Below are 18956 nucleotides of genomic sequence, written 5' to 3'. Positions count from 1 at the left end.
CGATTGACGTCGACGGGGTGGGGGAATGTTTGTTGGGTCCAGTAGTGTTAACCTCATGGCTGCACCGAGGGCCCCCCGGGGCCGGGTGCTCCGTGTCCCGAGCCGCTTTCAGTCGTGCTCCTTTAGTCCGCCGGGGTGACTGCTCGGCCGGGACGACGATTCTCCGGGAGCCTTCCCCCACGCGTACGCAGCCTGCCTGCGCGTACGGGGCCGCATCCCGAAGCCGTGCCGGTGTCTGAGTCCCGCATGTGATCTCTCCAATCCCGTGCCGGGCCAGCCGGACCGGCGCGACTGGGCCCGGACGAGCACCGCCGGCCTGACCAGGCAAGACGTGCACGTCAACACGCCGCCAACCGGCGGAACATAGTCACCGCCAGCGGGCGGGCCCAAGCTCCGCTCAGCTCAACAGACCCCGGCCTGCAACAACAGGAACCGCAGGAACGGACAGCACAACCGGTCGCCGAGCCAGATGGCCGACGTCCGCTCCAGGGAAGGACCCTTCGTGAGCGACACCACCGATCTGATGGGCGCGCGCCCGGACGCCGAGGCGTCCGACTCCGCCGTCGCCCCGGCGCCGAAGCGCCGTCGGACCACGGGCACCGGGCTGAACGCCATGGTGCTCGCCGAGCTCCAGCAGCTCGCCTCCGGCCTCGGCATCAGCGGTACGGGGCGGATGCGCAAGCAGCAGCTCATCGACGCCATCAAGGAGAAGAGCGGCGGGGACCCGCTGCTCGCGGCCGGCGCGGACACCGCCGCGCCGGCGAAGCGTCCGACGCGTTCCCGGGCCAAGGCCGCGGAGGGCGCCGAGGTGGCCGACTCCGCGCTGGCCGCCGGGTCCGCGCCCGCCAAGGGGGCTGAGCAGGACGGCGCCGGGGCCGGGGAGGCCGCGAAGGAGTCCGAGGGCCGTTCGACCCGCCGTTCGCGGGTCACCCGCGAGTCGGCCGATGAGGCCGAGCGCGCGGCCCAGCAGCAGATCGACATCCCGGGCCAGCCGAACGGCGACGCCGCCGCGCCGGCCCGCAGGTCCCGCCGGGCCACCGCGCCCGCCGGGCCCCGTCGGAGCGCTCCGGCGCCGCGGCCGCGACCGGTACGGCGGGCTCCGCCACCGCCACCGCGACCGTGACGGAGATCCAGCAGCAGCCGACCCGCGACGGGGAGACCCGCGAGGGCGGCCGCCGCGACCGCCGGGACCGCGGCAACCAGCGGGACCGCCAGAACGCGGAGTCCGGCGAGGGCCGCCAGGGCGGCCAGGGCGGTGACGACGGCGACCAGCAGCAGCGTGGCGAGGGCGGCCGGCGCAACCGCCGCGATCGCCGGGACCGCGGCGGCAACGCCGGCGGCGGCAACGCGGCCCAGGACGGCGACGGCGGCAACCGGGGCGACCGGGACCGCGGCAACCGGGGCGACCGGGACCGCGACAACCGCGACCGCGACCGCCGCGACAACCAGGACGACGACGACTTCGACGGCGGCCGCGGCCGGCGCCGGGGCCGCTACCGGGACCGCAACCGCCGCGGCCGCGGGCGCGACTTCGACACCAACGAGCCGCAGATCTCCGAGGACGACGTCCTGATCCCGGTCGCGGGCATCCTCGACATCCTGGACAACTACGCCTTCGTCCGGACCTCCGGCTACCTGCCCGGCCCGAACGACGTCTACGTCTCGCTGGCCCAGGTCCGGAAGAACGGGCTGCGCAAGGGTGACGCGATCACCGGCGCGGTGCGCCAGCCGCGCGAGGGCGAGCGCCGGGAGAAGTTCAACGCCCTGGTCCGCCTGGACTCGGTGAACGGCATGGACCCGGAGAACGGCCGCGGCCGCGCCGAGTTCGGCAAGCTGACCCCCCTGTACCCGCAGGAGCGGCTGCGCCTGGAGACCGACCCGACGGCGCTGTCGACCCGGATCATCGACATGGTGACCCCGATCGGCAAGGGCCAGCGCGGTCTGATCGTCGCCCCGCCGAAGACCGGCAAGACGATGATCCTGCAGGCGATCGCCAACGCGATCACCCACAACAACCCCGAGTGCCACCTGATGGTCGTCCTGGTCGACGAGCGTCCGGAAGAGGTCACCGACATGCAGCGGTCGGTGAAGGGCGAGGTCATCTCCTCGACCTTCGACCGCCCGGCCGAGGACCACACCACGGTCGCCGAGCTCGCCATCGAGCGGGCGAAGCGGCTGGTGGAGCTGGGCCACGACGTGGTGATCCTGCTGGACTCGATCACCCGTCTGGGCCGCGCCTACAACCTGGCGGCGCCGGCCTCCGGCCGCATCCTCTCCGGTGGTGTCGACTCGACCGCGCTCTACCCGCCGAAGAAGTTCTTCGGCGCGGCGCGGAACATCGAGAACGGCGGCTCGCTGACCATCCTGGCCACCGCGCTGGTCGAGACCGGCTCGCGGATGGACGAGGTGATCTTCGAGGAGTTCAAGGGCACCGGCAACATGGAGCTCAAGCTCGACCGGAAGCTCGCCGACAAGCGGATCTTCCCGGCGGTGGACGTGGACGCGTCCGGCACCCGCAAGGAGGAGATCCTGATGGGCAGCGAGGAGCTGGCCATCGTCTGGAAGCTCCGCCGGGTCCTCCACGCTCTGGACCAGCAGCAGGCCATCGAGCTGCTGCTGGACAAGATGAAGGAGACCAAGAGCAACGGCGAGTTCCTGATGCAGATCGCCAAGACCACCCCGGCCCCCGGGGAGTAGCGGGCGACTCATCGCGGCCGCCGACGGCGCCGCCCCGACGGCCGACCGGCCGTGCGGGGGCGGCGCCGTCGGCGTCCCCGGCTCCGTTCGGGTGGTGGCTCGTGGTGGATTTCACAGGAAAACGGGCCTTTCGTCCTTGTGCCGTACAGTCGGTTCTTCGTGCCCGAGAGGGTGAGGGGGGCGAGGACGGAACACCCGAGCTGAATGAGGAACCCCCGAGATGGACGAGGACCGAACGGCGCGTGACCGTGCCCTGCGCGGCGCGCACCGCAGGCCGCGCTACCGGCGCCGGCTGCGGATCGCCGCCTGGTCGGCGGCCGGCGTGGTGGTGGTCGGCGTCGGCGCCGCGGCGGGCGTCGCGTACTGGCAGCTGGACGGCAATCTGAAGAGCGTCGACATCAACGCCCAGCTCGGCACCGACCGCCCGTCCGCCGCCACGGACGGCTCGCAGAACATCCTGGTGCTGGGCTCGGACTCGCGGTCCGGCAGCAACCACGCGATGGCCGGCGGGGTCACCGACGGCACGGCCCGCTCGGACACCGCGATGGTCGTCCACATCGACCGGGACCACAGCGCGGCCTCCGTGGTGTCGATCCCCAGGGACACCCTGGTGAACCGCCCGGCCTGCACCGGGACGGACGGCCACAGCCCGGAGCCGGCCGCGGCCGGGGTGATGTTCAACTCCGCCTACCAGACCGGTGGGGCGGTCTGCGCGGTGAAGACCGCCGAGTCGATGACCGGGCTGCGGATGAACCACTACGTCGAGGTGGACTTCTCCGGCTTCGCCAAGCTGATCGACGACATCGGCGGGGTGACGGTCACCACCACCAAGCAGATCGACGACCCGGACAGCAAGCTCCGGCTGCCCGCGGGCACCCACAGGCTGAACGGCACCCAGGCGCTGGCCTTCGTCCGCACCCGGCACAGCGTGGGAGACGGCAGCGACCTGGGGCGGATAGAGCTCCAGCACCAGATGGTGGCCGCGATCGCCAAGCAGGCGGGGGCCTCCAGCCTCCTCAGCGACCCCGGCAAGCTCTACTCGCTGGCGAACGACGCGACCCGGTCCGTCACCACCGACTCCGACCTGGGCTCGGTGGCCTCGCTGGTCTCCTTCGGGGAGAGCGTCAAGGGCATCTCGGCGAGCAAGCTGACCATGGTGACGATGCCCACCCAGCCGGCCGTCTCCGACCCGAACCGGCTGGAGGCGAACCCGGTGCTGGCCAAGCAGCTCTGGGGCGCGCTGAAGCAGGACCGGCCGGTGCCGGAGTCGGTCGTGCGGAACGAGCCGGCCAACCCCGTCACGGGTTGAGCACCGGCCGATCATGTACACGGAATAATCGTCGCCGGGGGCCGGTTTGGGAGAACGCCACCGGAACTGGCAAACTGGTGCGTCGGCCCCGGTTCACATGCGTGCAGACGAGCCGCATGACCCGGTGCCCTCCCGAACCTAGGAGAGACCTTGAAGCGCGACATTCACCCTGAGTACGTGGTCACCAAGGTGACCTGCACCTGTGGCAACGAGTTCACCACCCGCTCGACCGAGACCTCGGGCGAGATCCGGGCGGACATCTGCTCCAACTGCCACCCCTTCTACACCGGCAAGCAGAAGATCATGGACACCGGTGGCCGTGTGGCCCGCTTCGAGGCCCGCTACGGCAAGAAGTAGCGACGAACCGGCGCCGATCGGACGCGTCCCCCCGGGGCGCCTCCGGTCGGCGCCGTTCGCGTTGACACTGCGGCATTGAGCGCTTCGCTGGGAGAGGGAAGGGTCAGACCATGTTCGAGGCAGTCGGAGAGCTGCTCGCGGAGCACGCCGACCTCGAGAAGAGGCTGGCCGACCCCGGCGTCCACGCCGACCAGGCGAACGCCAGGAGGCTGTCCAAGCGCTACGCCGAGCTGACCCCCATCACCGAGACCTACCGGGCCTGGCTCGCGGCCGGCGAGGACATCGAGACCGCCCGGGAACTCGCCGACGAGGAACCGGAGTTCGCCGCCGAGGTCAAGCAGCTGGAGGCGCAGCGCGAGGAGCTCACCGAGAGGCTCCGGCTGCTGTTGGTCCCGCGCGACCCCAGCGACGACAAGGACGTGATCCTGGAGGTCAAGGCCGGGGAGGGCGGCGAGGAGTCCGCCCTCTTCGCCGGCGACCTGCTGCGGATGTACCTGCGGTACGCCGAGCGGGTCGGCTGGAAGACCGAGATCCTCGAGGCCAACGAGTCCGACCTGGGCGGGTACAAGGACGTCCAGGTCGCGGTGAAGGCGCGGGCCAACGCGGAGCCGGGGCAGGGCGTGTGGGCCCGCCTCAAGTACGAGGGCGGGGTGCACCGCGTGCAGCGGGTGCCGGCCACCGAGTCGCAGGGCCGCATCCACACCTCGGCAGCGGGGGTGCTGGTGCTGCCCGAGGCGGAGGAGGTCGACGTCGAGATCAACCCCAACGACCTGCGGATCGACGTCTACCGCTCCTCTGGGCCCGGCGGGCAGTCGGTGAACACCACCGACTCCGCGGTGCGGATCACCCACCTGCCGTCCGGGATCGTGGTCTCCTGCCAGAACGAGAAGAGCCAGCTCCAGAACAAGGAGTCGGCGCTGCGGATCCTCCGGGCCCGGCTGCTCGCCGCCGCCCAGGAGGAGGCGGACCGCGAGGCGTCCGACGCCCGCCGCAGCCAGGTGCGCACCGTCGACCGCTCGGAGCGGATCCGCACCTACAACTTCCCGGAGAACCGGATCTCCGACCACCGCACCGGGTTCAAGGCGTACAACCTGGACCAGGTGCTGGACGGGGATCTGGACGCGCTGATCCAGTCGGCCGTGGACGCCGACGCGGCGGCCAAACTGGCCGCCGCGCAGCAGAGTTGACGGCTGAGAAGGGACCCCGGATGAACCTGCTGCTCGCCGAGGTGGCCCAGGCCACCCAGCGACTGGCCGACGCCGGCGTGCCCTCACCCCGCTTCGACGCCGAGGAACTGGCCGCGCACATCCACGGCGTCAAGCGCGGCGAGCTGCACACCGTGGGCGACGGCGACTTCGACGCCCGGTACTGGGAGGCGATCGCCCGCCGCGAGGCCCGCGAGCCGCTGCAGCACATCACCGGCAGCGCCTTCTTCCGGTATCTGGAGCTCAAGGTCGGCCCCGGGGTCTTCGTGCCCCGGCCGGAGACCGAGTCCGTGGTCGGCTGGGCGATAGACGCGCTGCGGGACATGGACGTGGCCGAGCCGGTCGTCGTCGACCTGTGCACGGGCAGCGGGGCGATCGCCCTGGCCATCGCGCAGGAGGTGCCGCGCAGCCGGGTCTACGCGGTCGAGCTGGACGACGGCGCCCACGGCTGGGCCCGGCGGAACATCGAGGCCAGCCCGGACGCCGGCCGGATCACCCTGCTGCGGGGCGACGCCACCCGGGCCTTCGAGGACGACCCGTCCGCGGCGGGCCGCTTCGACCTGGTCATCAGCAACCCCCCGTACATCCCCCTCACCGAGTGGGAGTACGTCGCCCCCGAGGCCCGCGACCACGACCCGCAGCTGGCGCTGTTCTCCGGCGAGGACGGGCTGGACACCTTGCGCGGGATCGAGCGGGTCGCCGCCCGGCTGCTCCGCCCCGGCGGGGTCGTCGTGGTGGAGCACGCCGACACCCAGGGCGGCCAGGTGCCGTGGCTGTTCCGGGAGGACCAGGGCTGGGTGGACGCCGCGGACCACCGGGATCTGAACAACCGCCCCCGGTTCGCCACCGCGCGGCGGGCCGCGCCGTGAGCGGACCGCGGGGGCTGGCGCACCACTCAGAAGAAGACCGAGCAGACGACCGAGAGAGGTACCGATGAGCCGCCGCTATGACTGCGCCGACGCCGCCGATCGGGAGACCGGGCTGCGCGAGGCGGCTTCGGCGATCCGCCGCGGCGAACTGGTGGTCACCCCGACCGACACGGTGTACGGGCTGGCCGCGGACGCGTTCTCCAAGGACGCCGTGGCAGAGCTGCTCGCCGCCAAGGGGCGCGGGCGGAACATGCCGTCGCCGGTCCTGGTCGGCTCCCCGACCACGCTGCACGGCCTGGTCACCGACTTCTCCGAGCAGGCCTGGGAGCTCGTCGACGCCTTCTGGCCGGGCGGGCTCACCATCGTCGCCAGGCACCAGCCCTCGCTGCGCTGGGACCTGGGCGAGACCCGGGGCACGGTCGCGGTGCGGATGCCGCTGCACCCGGTCGCCATCGAGCTGCTGAACGAGACCGGCCCGCTGGCCGTGTCGAGCGCCAACCTGACCGGCGGTCCCTCGCCGGCCGACTGCGACGCCGCGCAGCAGCAGCTGGGCGACGCCGTGTCGGTGTACCTGGACGGCGGGCCCGCGCAGCACGCCGTCCCCTCCTCCATCGTGGACGTGACCGGGAAGACCCCGCGCCTCCTCCGGGCCGGCGCGATCACCGCTGACACGCTGCGCGAGGTGGTACCGGACCTGGAGGCTCCGGGGGCCGGGAATTGACCGACCGGGTCGGGATGCAGACGCAGCCGCCGCGGGGGCAGCTGCACAACGCCGTGACAGGGGCCCTGGTGCGCCCGGCGGCGTCCGTCGGCATACCTTCGACCCGGCGGACCCACGGTGCCTTCCGGATCCTCTACGTGTGCACGGGGAGCGTGTGCCGGTCGCCGATGGCCGAGCGGATGACCCGGCGCGAGCTGGGGCAGCGGCTGGGGGAGGGCGCGACCGGCATCGACGTCCAGTCCGCCGGCACCTGGGGCCATGAGGGCGCGCCGATGGAGGCCAACGCGGCGGCGGTGCTCGCCGAGTACGGGGCGGACAGCTCCTCCTTCACCGGGCGCGAGCTGCTGGACGAGCATGTCATCGACGCCGACCTGGTGCTGACGTTCACTCAGGACCACCGGGCGCAGGTCATCTCCATGGGCCACGCGGCGGGGCTGCGGACCTTCACGCTGAAGGAGTTCACCCGGCTGCTGGCGGCGATAGACCCGGCGACGCTGCCGGCCGCCGGCGGGGCGCCGGGGGAGATCGCCGAGCGGGCCCGGGCGCTGGTGCGGGCCGCGGCGGCGCTGCGCGGCTGGCTGCTGGCGGCCACGCCGGAGGCGGACGAGGTGGACGACCCGTACGGGGCGCCGATCCCGGTCTTCCGGGCCTGCGGCGAGGAGATCTTCGGCGCGGTGGACGCGGTGGTGACGGCGCTGACCGGGGTGCCCGCTCTGCCGTAACGCTTCTGCGCGGCCGCGTCCGGGGCGCGCCCACGCGCTTGCCGGACGTTTCCGGCTTATGTTGGCGGCATGGCCCTGGTGGACGCGGAGGTTGATGCGCTGGTGCGCGCCGAGCGCGCGCGGCGTCGCGGCGCGCTCCAGCTGCTGGCCGGGGAGAACCTCGCATCGGCGGGGGTGCGGGGCGCCCTCGGGTCGGAGTTCGGGGACAAGTACGCCGAGGGGTACCCGGGGCGGCGGCACCACACCGGCTGCGGCGTCGCGGACGAGCTGGAGGAGCTCGCCGCCCGGCGCGCCCGCGAGCTCTTCCACGCCGAGCACGCGAACGTCCAGCCGTACTCCGGGACGCTGGCGATGCTCGCCGCGTACGCCGCGCTGCTGCGGCCGGGGGACGGGATCCTGGCGATGGCGCTCGCCGACGGGGGCCATCTGACCGGCGGTTCGGCCGCCAACTTCTCCGGGCGGTGGTTCCGCGCGGGGGAGGGCTACCGGGTGCGGGAGAAGGACGGCCGCATCGACATGGACGAGGTGCGCGCCCTCGCGCTGCGGCAGCGGCCGAAGGTGATCGTGGCCGGCGGGATCTCCTATCCGCGGGCGATCGACTGGGCGGCCTTCCGCGCGGTCGCCGACGAGGCCGGTGCCGCGCTGCTGGCGGACGTCTCGCAGATCACCGGGCTGATCGCGGCCGGGGTTCTGGAGTCTCCCGTTCCATATGCGCACGTGGTGTGTGCGACCACACACAAACTCCTCCGCGGCCCTCGGGGCGGACTGCTGCTCTGCGCGACCGGTCTGGCCGAGCGGGTGGACCGGGCGGTCTTCCCGTTCGTGCAGGGCGGCCCGAGCCTCAACGAGGTGGCCGCCAAGGCGGTGGCCTTCGGCGAGGCGGCCACCCCGGAGTACCGCGCCTACGCGGAGCGGACGGTGGAGAACGCCCACGCGCTGGCCGTCGCGCTCTCCGGGCACGGCATCAGGCCGCTCACCGGCGGGACCGACACCCACCTGGTCACCGCCGATCTGCGGGGGCTCGGCATCACCGGCCGGGAGGCCGAGCTGCGGGCGGAGCGGGCCGGGATCCTGGTCGGCCGCTGCGCCGTGCCGCACGACCCGGCGCCCCCGTCGGCGGCGGCCGGGATCCGGATGGGCACCGGATGCGTCACCACTCAGGGGATGACGCCGGACCGGATGCCGCGGGTGGCCGAACTGCTGGCGGCGGCGCTGGCGGACGCGGACGGTTCGCGGGCGCGGGACCTCGCCGCGGCGGCCGCCGAACTGGCGGCCCCGACCAGCGCGGACTGACCCGGGACGGTGCCGGAGGGGAGTGCGGGGGGTGCGGTTCCCGGAGGCGGAGGGCACAAATCCGCCGTATCGACAAAACCGCAATGCACCTCCTGCGCGTCCAACTGAATAAGGTGTGGTGCCGTGAGGCACGCCGAACCAGTTTCAGCCGAGGGTGCACGGGAGGCAGCCGGTGCGTGAGTACCTTCTGACGCTCTTCGTGACCGCTGCGGTGACCTATCTGCTCACCGGCCCGGTGCGGAAGTTCGCCATCGCCGCGGGCGCGATGCCGCCGATCCGCGCGCGCGACGTCCACCGCGAGCCGACTCCGCGGCTCGGCGGCATCGCCATGTTCGGCGGACTCTGCGCGGGCCTGCTGGTGGCCGGGAACCTGAACACGGCGGGGGACACCTTCGTCAAGAGCCACGACGTGGCCGCGCTGCTCTCCGGCGGAACCATCATGTGGATCCTCGGCGTGCTGGACGACAAGTGGGGCGTGGACGCCCTGGTGAAGCTGGGCGGCCAGATAGTGGCCGCGGGCGTGATGGTCTGGCAGGGCGTCACCGTGCTGTGGCTGCCGATCCCGGGCTACGGCAACGTCTCCTTCTCCCCGCTGCAGGGGACGCTGATCGCGGTGCTGCTGGTGGTGTTCACCGTGAACGCGGTGAACTTCATCGACGGCCTGGACGGCCTCGCGGCCGGCATGGTGTGCATCGCGGCGGCGGCGTTCTTCCTGTACGCGTACCGGCTCTGGTACGGCTACTCGATCGAGGACGCCTCTCCGGCCGTGCTGTTCAGCGCGATCCTGATCGGGATGTGCGCCGGCTTCCTGCCGCACAACCTGCATCCGGCGCGGATCTTCATGGGCGACTCCGGGTCGATGCTGATCGGCCTGGTGCTCTCGGTGGCGGCGATCTCGCTGACCGGCCGGGTGGACCCGGACGTGATCACCGCGCAGAACGGCGGTTCGCAGACCGACGCCGTCCACACCCTGGTGCCCGTCTACATCCCGCTGCTGCTGCCGCTGACCGTGATCGCGCTGCCGCTGGCCGACCTGCTGCTGGCGGTGGTCCGGCGGACCTGGGCCGGGAAGTCCCCGTTCGCCGCGGACAAGCAGCACCTCCACCACCGGCTGCTGGAGATCGGCCACTCGCACGCCCGGGCCGTGCTGATCATGTACTTCTGGGCGGCGCTGATCGCCTTCGGCACGGTGGCCTTCTCGGTGAGCGGGGGAGGGCTGATGGCGGTGCTGATCCTGCTGGCCCTCTGCGCGGTCGGCCTGGTGGTTCTGCTGATCCCGAGGTTCCAGCCGCACGTTCCGCGGCTGTTGGCCCGAATGGTCCCCCCGCGTTACCGCAGGCCGGTCGGGGACGTTGTCTCTGAGGGCGGCGCAGAGGGCGCCGGACTCTCTGCTGAGGCGAATGCGGTGACTGACCGTCAGGACGTGCGGGTCAACGAAGCGTCAACTTCGGTAAAGGTAAGAGAAGTTCTTACCTCCGAGGGCGGGGAATTCTCCGCGGACGACGAGGACCTGCTGCGACGCATAGGGAGCGGCTCGCACGCGCTGCGCCGTCATTCGGACGTACCGGGACGAAACCACCAGTAGCTCTTACTCGCGCGCCAGGTGTGGCACGGAGCACAGCGGCTGGGTAAAGACTCTCCCAAATACCTTGTGATAGCGTTCACGACATCAGGCGATGCGCCGAATGGCCTATGGGAGAGGGCCTTCGGCCCTGTGGCCCCCAAGGTGCCGCGGTGGATACGTCGCCTGCCTTGATCGCTGACCTCCACCCAACAACACCGTGACGGAGCTGCCACGATGCTGTCCAACGACGCCCGGATGCTCAGGGGTGCCGCCCTGGCGGCTGGGCCCGTGGGCGCTATCGGGATCATCCTGAGCGCCGTGTTCGCCGGCGGGAAGGGCGCCATCGGCGGAGTGGTCGGCGTGGTCGTCGTCTTCCTCTTCTTCGGCCTCGGTCTCGCCGCACTCGCCCGGATCACCCGCAACAACCCGCAGTTGGCCATGATGGCCGGACTGCTGGTCTACGCGGTGCAGATCCTGCTGGTCGGAATCTTCACCGTCGCCTTCAAGCACACCACCCTCTTCGACGGGCGGGCGTTCGGCTTCACCCTGCTGGCGACCGCGCTGGCGTGGATCTCCGGACAGGTCTACTGGACCATGAAGGCCAAGATCTTCTACGTCGATCCGGGCGCCACGTCATGAGGGGCCGCCGACGGCGAGGCACCCGCCCCCGACCGCCGGACGAGGGTGCTGCCGGAGCCCCAGGTAAAGGTCTGCTAAGGTCCGGAAGCGCATCCGGCCGAGGCAGCGACGTGCGGAGAGCACCGTCGCCTCGGCTTGGGGTGTACCCGGATCACCGGGGGCCCGGCGCAACGCGGAGCCTGTCGAATCACGGTTCCCGCACCGCCGCTCCGGCCAACTCCCTCATCCACGTGCCGACTTGCGATCACGCGCAGCCGAAAACGCTGCGGGTGGGCGCTCCGAGACACCAGGTTGCCGTTCTGATGCTTCACGACGAAGGAGTCAAGGGTGAGTAACCCCTCCACGATGCTCGCGAGCGGGTGTCACATCACACCCTCTGGTTGTGGTTTCCCTGCCCCCGGACTCAACTCCTTCGACTTCAAGCCGATCTTCTCCATCGGCAGCCTCGACGTCACCAAGCCGATGCTGCTCGCGCTCATCTGCATGGTGATCGTGGTCGGTTTCTTCGGGCTGGCGTTCGCCAAGCCGAAGCTGGTGCCGGGGAAGCTCCAGCTGGTCGGCGAGATCGGCTACGACTTCATCTCGCGCAGCATCGCTCGCGACATCATCGGTAAGCAGGGCCAGAAGTACGTTCCGTTCCTCACGTCGATCTTCTTCTTCGTGTGGATCATGAACATCATGTCGATCATCCCGTTCGCGCAGTTCCCGGTCGCCTCGCGGATCGCCTATCCCGCGGCGCTGGCACTGCTGGTCTGGGTCACCTACATGTTCCTGACCTTCAAGAAGAACGGGTTCGTCGGCGGCATCAAGAACCTGGTCTGGATCGACGGCGTGCCGAAGGGCATCTCGCCGCTGATCGTCCTGCTGGAGTTCATCCAGAACGTCATCACCCGGCCGTTCACGCTGGCGGTCCGGCTGTGGGCGAACATGTTCTCCGGCCACCTGCTGATCGTCATCTTCAGCGCCGCCTGCTGGTACATGCTCACCCCCTCGGTCTTCGCGCTGTTCTCCGGCGCGTCGCTGGTCCTCACCATCGCGCTGACCGCGTTCGAGCTGCTGATCCAGTTCCTCCAGGCGTACATCTTCACCCTGCTCGCGTCGCTGTACATCCAGGGCGCGATCGAGGGCCACTGAGGCCCTGACCAACCATCAGACTTCCGGTGGGAAGCCCCCCATCGGATCGCATCACAAGGAAGACAAGGGTCACCATGTCTGCTGCTCTTGAGCTCGCCGCCGGCGCCACCGTTGGTGGCCGACTGGGTGCGGTCGCGTACGGTCTCGCCGCCATCGGCCCCGGTGTCGGTATCGGTCTGGTCTTCGGCCACTCCATCGAGGCCATGGCCCGCCAGCCCGAGGCCATGCCGATCATCCGCACCAACATGTTCCTGGGCTTCGCCCTCTGTGAGGTTCTGGCCCTGATCGGTCTCGTCGTTCCGTTCATCTTCAGCAGCTGAGGCCGAGAGACCACCAGTAGCCACGCTCGACGAAAGGTTCGGACATGATTCAGTTCTTGGCGGATGAGGGGCCGCAGAATCCGCTGCTGCCCTCCATGCCGGAACTCATCATCGGCCTGATCTGCTTCTTCATCGTCTTCGGCCTTCTCGGCAAGAAGCTCCTGCCCAACATCCAGAAGACTCTGGAGGAGCGGCGCGACGCGATCGAGGGTGGCCTGGAGCGCGCTGCGGCGGCCCAGGAAGAGGCCAACCGCACGCTGGAGGAGTACAAGGCCCAGCTCGCCGAGGCCCGTCACGAGGCCGCTCGGATCACCGAGCACGCCCGTGAGCAGGGGGCGACGATCATCGCGGAGATGCGCGAGGAGGGCCAGCGGCAGCGCGACGCGATCGTCGAGGCCGGCCACGCCCAGATCGACGCCGACCGCCGCCAGGTCACCACGGTGCTCCGGCAGGACGTCGGCCGCATCGCCGCCGAGCTCGCCGGCCGGGTGGTCGGGGAGTCCCTGGAGGACGAGGCCCGGCAGAGCCGGATCATCGACCGGTTCCTGGACGAGCTGGACGCCAAGGCCGACGCGGCGGAAGGTGCCGTCAAGTGATCGGCGCCAGCCGCGAATCCGCTGCCGCGGCGCGGGAGAACCTCTCCGCGCTGACCGACCGCCCCGCGGTCGACACGGCCAAGCTGGCGGACGAGCTGAACGCGGTCACCGGGCTCCTCGACCACGAGGCCGCCCTGCGCCGGACCCTGGCCGACCCCTCGCGGGAGGGCCAGGACAAGGCCGCCCTGGTGGCCCGGCTGCTCGACGGCAAGGTCGGCTCGGACACCGTCGACCTGGTCTCCGGGATGGTCCGCTCGCGCTGGATCCAGTCCCGTGACCTGGCCGACACCGCCGAGCAGCTGGCCGCGCTGGCCGAGCTGATCGGTGCCGAGCGGGCCGACCAGCTGGACGACGTGGAGGACGAGCTCTTCCGCTTCGGCCGGGTGGTCGCCGGCAGCCCGGAGCTGCGCTCCGCGCTCACCGAGTCGGCGGCCCCCGCCGAGTCGCGTACCGGGCTGGTCAAGCGGCTCCTCGGGGACCGGGCCAAGCCCGCCACGGTGCGCCTGGTGGAGTCCCTGGTCGCGCGTCCGCGTGGCCGTAGCCTGGAAGCCGGGCTGGACGAGTTCATGCGACTCGCGGCCGAGCGGCGCGACCGGGTGGTGGCGCTGGTCACCACGGCGGTTCCGCTGACGGAGGCCCAGCGCGACCGGCTCGGCGCCTCGCTGGCCAAGCTGTACGGCCGGCGGGTACACATCAACGCCGACGTGGACCCCAAGGTCCTCGGCGGGGTGCTGGTGCAGATCGGCGACGAGCTGATCGACGGCACCGTCGCGGGGCGCCTGGACAGCGCACGACAGGGACTCGCGGGCTGAGGTCCGCAGGAGAGCGGAGCAGCATCCGACCCTCGGTCGGGAAGGACGGCCGGTCCTCCGCGGGACGCAGTTCCCGCGGGAAGCCGGCCGAGAGTCGAATACTTGCGGCCCTCCACGGGCGGGCCGAGGATCGCAACTAGGAGAGCAGGGAACCCAGATGGCGGAGCTCACGATCCGGCCGGAGGAGATCCGGGACGCGCTGGACTCGTTCGTCCAGTCGTACCAGCCGGACGCCGCCTCGCGTGAAGAGGTCGGCACGGTCGTCTACACCGCGGACGGCATCGCCCGCGTCGAGGGCCTGCCCTCGGCGATGGCGAACGAGCTGCTGAAGTTCGAGGACGGCACCCTCGGTCTTGCGCTGAACCTCGACACGCGCGAGATCGGCGTGGTCATCCTCGGCGACTTCAGCAGCATCGAGGAGGGCCAGACGGTCCGCCGCACGGGCGAGGTCCTCTCGGTCCCGGTCGGCGAGGGCTACCTGGGCCGCGTCGTCGACCCGCTCGGCAACGCGATCGACGGCCTCGGCGAGATCGAGACCGACTCGCGCCGCGCGCTGGAGCTGCAGGCCCCGGGCGTCATGGTCCGCAAGTCGGTGCACGAGCCGCTGCAGACCGGCATCAAGGCCATCGACGCGATGACCCCGATCGGCCGCGGCCAGCGCCAGCTGATCATCGGCGACCGGCAGACCGGCAAGACCGCGGTCTGCATCGACACGATCATCAACCAGCGGGACAACTGGCGTTCCGGCGACCCGGAGAAGCAGGTCCGCTGCATCTACGTCGCCGTCGGCCAGAAGGGCTCCACCATCGCGTCCGTCCGCGGCGCGCTGGAGGAGGCCGGCGCCCTGGAGTACACCACCATCGTGGCGGCTCCGGCGTCCGACCCGGCCGGTTTCAAGTACCTGGCTCCGTACACCGGTTCGGCCATCGGCCAGCACTGGATGTACCAGGGCAAGCACGTCCTGATCGTCTTCGACGACCTGTCGAAGCAGGCCGAGGCCTACCGCGCCGTCTCCCTGCTGCTGCGCCGCCCGCCGGGGCGCGAGGCCTACCCGGGCGACGTCTTCTACCTCCACTCGCGTCTGCTGGAGCGCTGCGCCAAGCTCTCCGACGACCTGGGGGCCGGCTCGATGACCGGTCTGCCGATCATCGAGACCAAGGCCAACGACGTCTCGGCGTACATCCCGACCAACGTCATCTCCATCACCGACGGCCAGTGCTTCCTGGAGTCCGACCTGTTCAACGCCGGTATCCGCCCGGCCGTGAACGTCGGTATCTCGGTCTCCCGAGTCGGTGGCTCCGCGCAGATCAAGGCCATGAAGTCGGTGGCCGGCCGGCTGCGTCTGGACCTCGCCCAGTACCGCGAGCTGGAGGCCTTCGCCGCCTTCGGCTCCGACCTGGACGCCGCCTCCAAGGCCCAGCTGGGCCGCGGTTCGCGCCTGGTCGAGCTGCTGAAGCAGGGCCAGTACGCGCCGTTCCCGGTCGAGGAGCAGGTCGTCTCGGTCTGGGCCGGCACCACCGGTGAGCTGGACGACGTCCCGGTCGAGGACATCCGCAAGTTCGAGCGGGAGTTCCTGGACTACGTCCGCCGCGAGCACAAGGGCATCCTGACCACCATCGTGGAGACCGGGAAGCTCGAGGAGGGCACGGTCACCTCGCTGAAGGAGGCGATCTCCGCCTTCAAGAGCGAGTTCACCACCTCGGCCGGCAAGCTCCTGGGCGAGCAGGGCTGACGGCAGGCCGGAACCGAAAGAAAGGCGAGAACTGACCCATGGGAGCACAGCTTCGGGTCTACAAGCGCCGGATCCGGTCCGTCACCGCGACCAAGAAGATCACCAAGGCGATGGAGATGATCTCCGCCGCGCGCATCATGAAGGCCCAGCGCGCGGTGGAGGCCTCCACCCCCTACGCCCGGGAACTCACCCGGGCGGTGACCGCGGTCGCGACCAGGTCCAACGCGAAGCACCCGCTCACCCAGGAGAACCCCGAGGCCACCCGCGCCGCGGTGCTGCTGATCACCTCTGACCGAGGCCTGGCAGGCGGCTACTCCTCCAACGCCATCAAGAAGGCGGAGGAGCTGACGGCACGTCTGGAGGCCGAGGGCAAGGAGGTGGTCCACTACCTCGTGGGCCGCAAGGCCGTCGGCTACTTCGGCTTCCGCGGACGCGCGTTCGAGCAGTCGTGGACCGGCTTCTCGGACAAGCCCAGCTACTCGGACGCCAAGGAGGTGGCGTCGGCGCTGATCGACGCCTTCACCACCGAGACGTCCGAGGGCGGGGTCGACGAGCTGCACCTGATCTCGACCGAGTTCGTGTCCATGCTCACCCAGAACCCGGTGGAGGCCCGTCTGCTGCCGCTCAGCATCGAGCGCGCGGCGGAGGAGGCCGAGGTCCAGGGGCCCTTCCCGCTCTACGACTTCGAGCCGTCGGCGGAGGGCGTGCTGGACGCGCTGCTGCCGCGGTACGTCGAGGCGCGGCTCTACAACGCCATGCTGCAGTCGGCCGCCTCCGAGCACGCCGCCCGCCGCCGGGCCATGCAGAGCGCGACCGACAACGCGGGAGAGCTCATCAAGTCGCTCTCGCGGCTTGCCAACTCGGCCCGCCAGGCCGAGATCACCCAGGAAATCAGCGAGATCGTCGGTGGCGCGAGCGCCCTGGCCGACGCGAACGCGGGGAGTGACTGACATGACTGCCACTGTTGAGACGGCCACGGCTACGGGCCGCGTCGCCCGGGTCATCGGCCCGGTCGTCGACGTGGAGTTCCCCGTCGACGCGATGCCGGACCTGTTCAACGCTCTGAAGCTGGACATCGACGCCCCGGACGGGACCGGCAAGAAGACGCTGACCCTGGAGGTCGCCCAGCACCTGGGTGACGGCCTGGTCCGCGCCATCTCGATGCAGCCGACCGACGGCGTGGTCCGCGGCCAGGGTGTGACCGACACCGGCGAGGCGATCTCCGTCCCGGTCGGCGACATCACCAAGGGCAAGGTCTTCAACGCCCTCGGCGAGGTGCTCAACGTCGACCAGGCGAAGTTCAACGCCGAGGTCACCGAGCGCTGGCCGATCCACCGCCAGGCGCCGAAGTTCGACCAGCTCGAGTCGAAGACCGAGATGTTCGAGACCGGCATCAAGGTCATCGACCTCCTCACCCCGTATGTGCAGGGTGGAAAGATCGGCCTGTTCGGTGGTGCCGGTGTCGGCAAGACCGTGCTGATCCAGGAGATGATCTACCGCGTCGCCGAGAACTTCGGTGGTGTGTCGGTCTTCGCCGGCGTCGGTGAGCGCACCCGTGAGGGCAACGACCTCATCGAGGAGATGCAGGACTCCGGCGTTCTGGACAAGACCGCGCTGGTCTTCGGCCAGATGGACGAGCCGCCGGGGACCCGTCTCCGGGTGGCGCTGTCCGCGCTGACCATGGCGGAGTACTTCCGCGATGTGCAGCAGCAGGACGTGCTGCTCTTCATCGACAACATCTTCCGGTTCACCCAGGCCGGTTCCGAGGTGTCCACCCTCCTCGGCCGCATGCCGTCCGCGGTGGGCTACCAGCCGAACCTGGCCGACGAGATGGGCCAGCTGCAGGAGCGGATCACCTCGACCCGCGGTCACTCGATCACCTCGATGCAGGCGATCTACGTCCCCGCGGACGACCTGACCGACCCGGCGCCGGCCACCACCTTCGCCCACCTGGACGCGACCACCGTGCTGTCGCGCCCGATCTCGGAGAAGGGCATCTACCCGGCCGTGGACCCGCTGGACTCGACGTCCCGCATCCTCGACCCGCGGTACATCGCGCAGAACCACTACGACACCGCCATGCGGATCAAGGGGATTCTGCAGAAGTACAAGGACCTCCAGGACATCATCGCCATCCTCGGTATGGACGAGCTGTCCGAGGAGGACAAGATCACGGTTCAGCGGGCACGGCGCATCGAGCGCTTCCTGTCCCAGAACACCTACGTGGCCAAGCAGTTCACCGGCGTCGACGGCTCGACCGTCCCGCTGGACGAGACCATCGCGGCGTTCAACGCCATCGCGGACGGCAAGTACGACCACGTCCCCGAGCAGGCGTTCTTCATGTGCGGCGGGATCGACGACCTCGAGCGCAACGCTCGCGAGCTGCTGGACAAGTAAGTCCCACCGGACACCCGACCCGTTCCCGGCCTCCCCTTTTCGGGGCGGCCGGGGCGGACCGCTAAACTTTCCCGAAACCTGTCCTTCACGGGCGGGCTTCAGTACCCGAGGAGCCTACGTTGGCTGAGCTGCACGTCGAGCTGGTCGCGGCGGACCGCAAGGTCTGGGCCGGTGAGGCCACGATCGTCCTGGCGCGCACCAAGTCCGGTGACATCGGTATCCAGGCGAACCACACGCCCGTCCTGGGCGTGCTGGAGTCTGACCCGGTGACCATCCGGCAGGCCGATGGAGGCGCCGTGGTCGCGGCGGTGCACGGCGGCTTCCTGTCCTTCGCGGACAACAAGCTGTCGATCCTCGCCGAGATCGCCGAACTCGCCGACGAGATCAACGTCGAGCGGGCGGAGCGGGCGCTGGAGCGCGCCAAGGCCGAGACCGACGCGGGCGCCCAGCGCCGCGCCGAGGTGCGGCTTCTGGCGGCGGCCAACACCGCCAAGTAGGCGGTGGCTACGTCGCGCTGACGCGCCGAAGCGGCCGTCCGGAGGCGGACAGGCAGTCGAGCGGAACAGCGGTCCCGGGGCACGAGAGTGAC

Annotated in this window: 19 protein-coding genes; all 19 read left to right on the top strand. The window is 70.6% G+C overall.

Annotated features, from left to right (window positions below):
• Window positions 1–502: 502 nt before the first annotated feature.
• Entirely contained in the window at window positions 503–1123 is a 621-nt protein-coding gene (locus BS73_RS40950) for a Rho termination factor N-terminal domain-containing protein (protein ID WP_407675011.1), read from the top strand.
• On the top strand, window positions 1120–2697 hold the full coding sequence (gene rho / locus BS73_RS34695; RefSeq protein WP_407675010.1) for a transcription termination factor Rho: 1578 nt from the start codon (window positions 1120–1122) through the stop codon (window positions 2695–2697). The genes BS73_RS40950 and rho overlap by 4 nt, the downstream gene beginning before the upstream one ends.
• 220 nt (window positions 2698–2917) lie before the next feature.
• A complete protein-coding gene (locus BS73_RS15275) occupies window positions 2918–4006 on the top strand; it encodes an LCP family protein (RefSeq protein WP_037572807.1) in 1089 nt (362 codons plus the stop codon).
• A 150-nt stretch (window positions 4007–4156) separates the two neighbouring features.
• Window positions 4157–4363 carry a 50S ribosomal protein L31 gene (gene rpmE / locus BS73_RS15270; protein WP_037572805.1) on the top strand — a complete coding sequence of 69 codons (207 nt, stop codon included), beginning with the start codon at window positions 4157–4159 and terminating at the stop codon, window positions 4361–4363.
• Between the two features lie 110 nt (window positions 4364–4473).
• Entirely contained in the window at window positions 4474–5550 is a 1077-nt protein-coding gene (gene prfA, locus BS73_RS15265; RefSeq protein ID WP_037572802.1) for a peptide chain release factor 1, read from the top strand.
• A gap of 20 nt (window positions 5551–5570) precedes the next feature.
• On the top strand, window positions 5571–6437 hold the full coding sequence (gene prmC, locus BS73_RS15260) for a peptide chain release factor N(5)-glutamine methyltransferase (RefSeq protein WP_037572800.1): 867 nt from the start codon (window positions 5571–5573) through the stop codon (window positions 6435–6437).
• Window positions 6438–6501: 64 nt separating this feature from the next.
• Window positions 6502–7158, top strand: a complete 657-nt coding sequence (locus BS73_RS15255; RefSeq protein WP_037572796.1) for an L-threonylcarbamoyladenylate synthase — start codon at window positions 6502–6504, stop codon at window positions 7156–7158.
• Entirely contained in the window at window positions 7155–7880 is a 726-nt protein-coding gene (locus tag BS73_RS15250; RefSeq protein WP_265736860.1) for an arsenate reductase/protein-tyrosine-phosphatase family protein, read from the top strand. The genes BS73_RS15255 and BS73_RS15250 overlap by 4 nt, the downstream gene beginning before the upstream one ends.
• A 69-nt stretch (window positions 7881–7949) precedes the next feature.
• Window positions 7950–9173 (top strand): serine hydroxymethyltransferase, encoded by a 1224-nt coding sequence (locus BS73_RS15245; RefSeq protein ID WP_037572795.1) that lies wholly within the window; start codon window positions 7950–7952, stop codon window positions 9171–9173.
• A 172-nt stretch (window positions 9174–9345) separates the two neighbouring features.
• Entirely contained in the window at window positions 9346–10758 is a 1413-nt protein-coding gene (locus tag BS73_RS15240; RefSeq protein ID WP_051939963.1) for an MraY family glycosyltransferase, read from the top strand.
• A 213-nt stretch (window positions 10759–10971) separates the two neighbouring features.
• Complete coding sequence (locus BS73_RS15235; protein WP_037572790.1) at window positions 10972–11376, top strand: hypothetical protein; 405 nt, start codon at window positions 10972–10974, stop codon at window positions 11374–11376.
• A gap of 345 nt (window positions 11377–11721) precedes the next feature.
• On the top strand, window positions 11722–12510 hold the full coding sequence (atpB, locus tag BS73_RS15230) for a F0F1 ATP synthase subunit A (protein WP_037572787.1): 789 nt from the start codon (window positions 11722–11724) through the stop codon (window positions 12508–12510).
• A gap of 74 nt (window positions 12511–12584) precedes the next feature.
• Window positions 12585–12830, top strand: a complete 246-nt coding sequence (gene atpE, locus BS73_RS15225) for an ATP synthase F0 subunit C (protein WP_037572784.1) — start codon at window positions 12585–12587, stop codon at window positions 12828–12830.
• A gap of 44 nt (window positions 12831–12874) precedes the next feature.
• Entirely contained in the window at window positions 12875–13426 is a 552-nt protein-coding gene (locus BS73_RS15220; protein ID WP_037572781.1) for a F0F1 ATP synthase subunit B, read from the top strand.
• Complete coding sequence (locus tag BS73_RS15215; protein ID WP_037572778.1) at window positions 13423–14238, top strand: F0F1 ATP synthase subunit delta; 816 nt, start codon at window positions 13423–13425, stop codon at window positions 14236–14238. The genes BS73_RS15220 and BS73_RS15215 overlap by 4 nt, the downstream gene beginning before the upstream one ends.
• Window positions 14239–14395: 157 nt before the next feature.
• Entirely contained in the window at window positions 14396–15970 is a 1575-nt protein-coding gene (gene atpA / locus BS73_RS15210) for a F0F1 ATP synthase subunit alpha (protein ID WP_037572774.1), read from the top strand.
• Window positions 15971–16008: 38 nt separating this feature from the next.
• The gene (locus tag BS73_RS15205) at window positions 16009–16920 is read left to right on the top strand and encodes a F0F1 ATP synthase subunit gamma (protein ID WP_037572771.1); all 912 of its coding nucleotides are present in this window, start codon (window positions 16009–16011) and stop codon (window positions 16918–16920) included.
• A gap of 1 nt (window position 16921) precedes the next feature.
• Entirely contained in the window at window positions 16922–18367 is a 1446-nt protein-coding gene (gene atpD, locus BS73_RS15200; RefSeq protein ID WP_037572769.1) for a F0F1 ATP synthase subunit beta, read from the top strand.
• A 119-nt stretch (window positions 18368–18486) separates the two neighbouring features.
• Complete coding sequence (locus BS73_RS15195) at window positions 18487–18864, top strand: F0F1 ATP synthase subunit epsilon (RefSeq protein WP_037572767.1); 378 nt, start codon at window positions 18487–18489, stop codon at window positions 18862–18864.
• Window positions 18865–18956 lie beyond the last annotated feature (92 nt).

The sequence above is a fragment of the Phaeacidiphilus oryzae TH49 genome, assembly GCF_000744815.1.
GTDB classification, from domain to species: domain Bacteria; phylum Actinomycetota; class Actinomycetes; order Streptomycetales; family Streptomycetaceae; genus Phaeacidiphilus; species Phaeacidiphilus oryzae.
The sequence above is the reverse complement of the archived record's forward strand: the minus strand, read 5'-3'. Positions and strand labels throughout refer to the sequence as shown.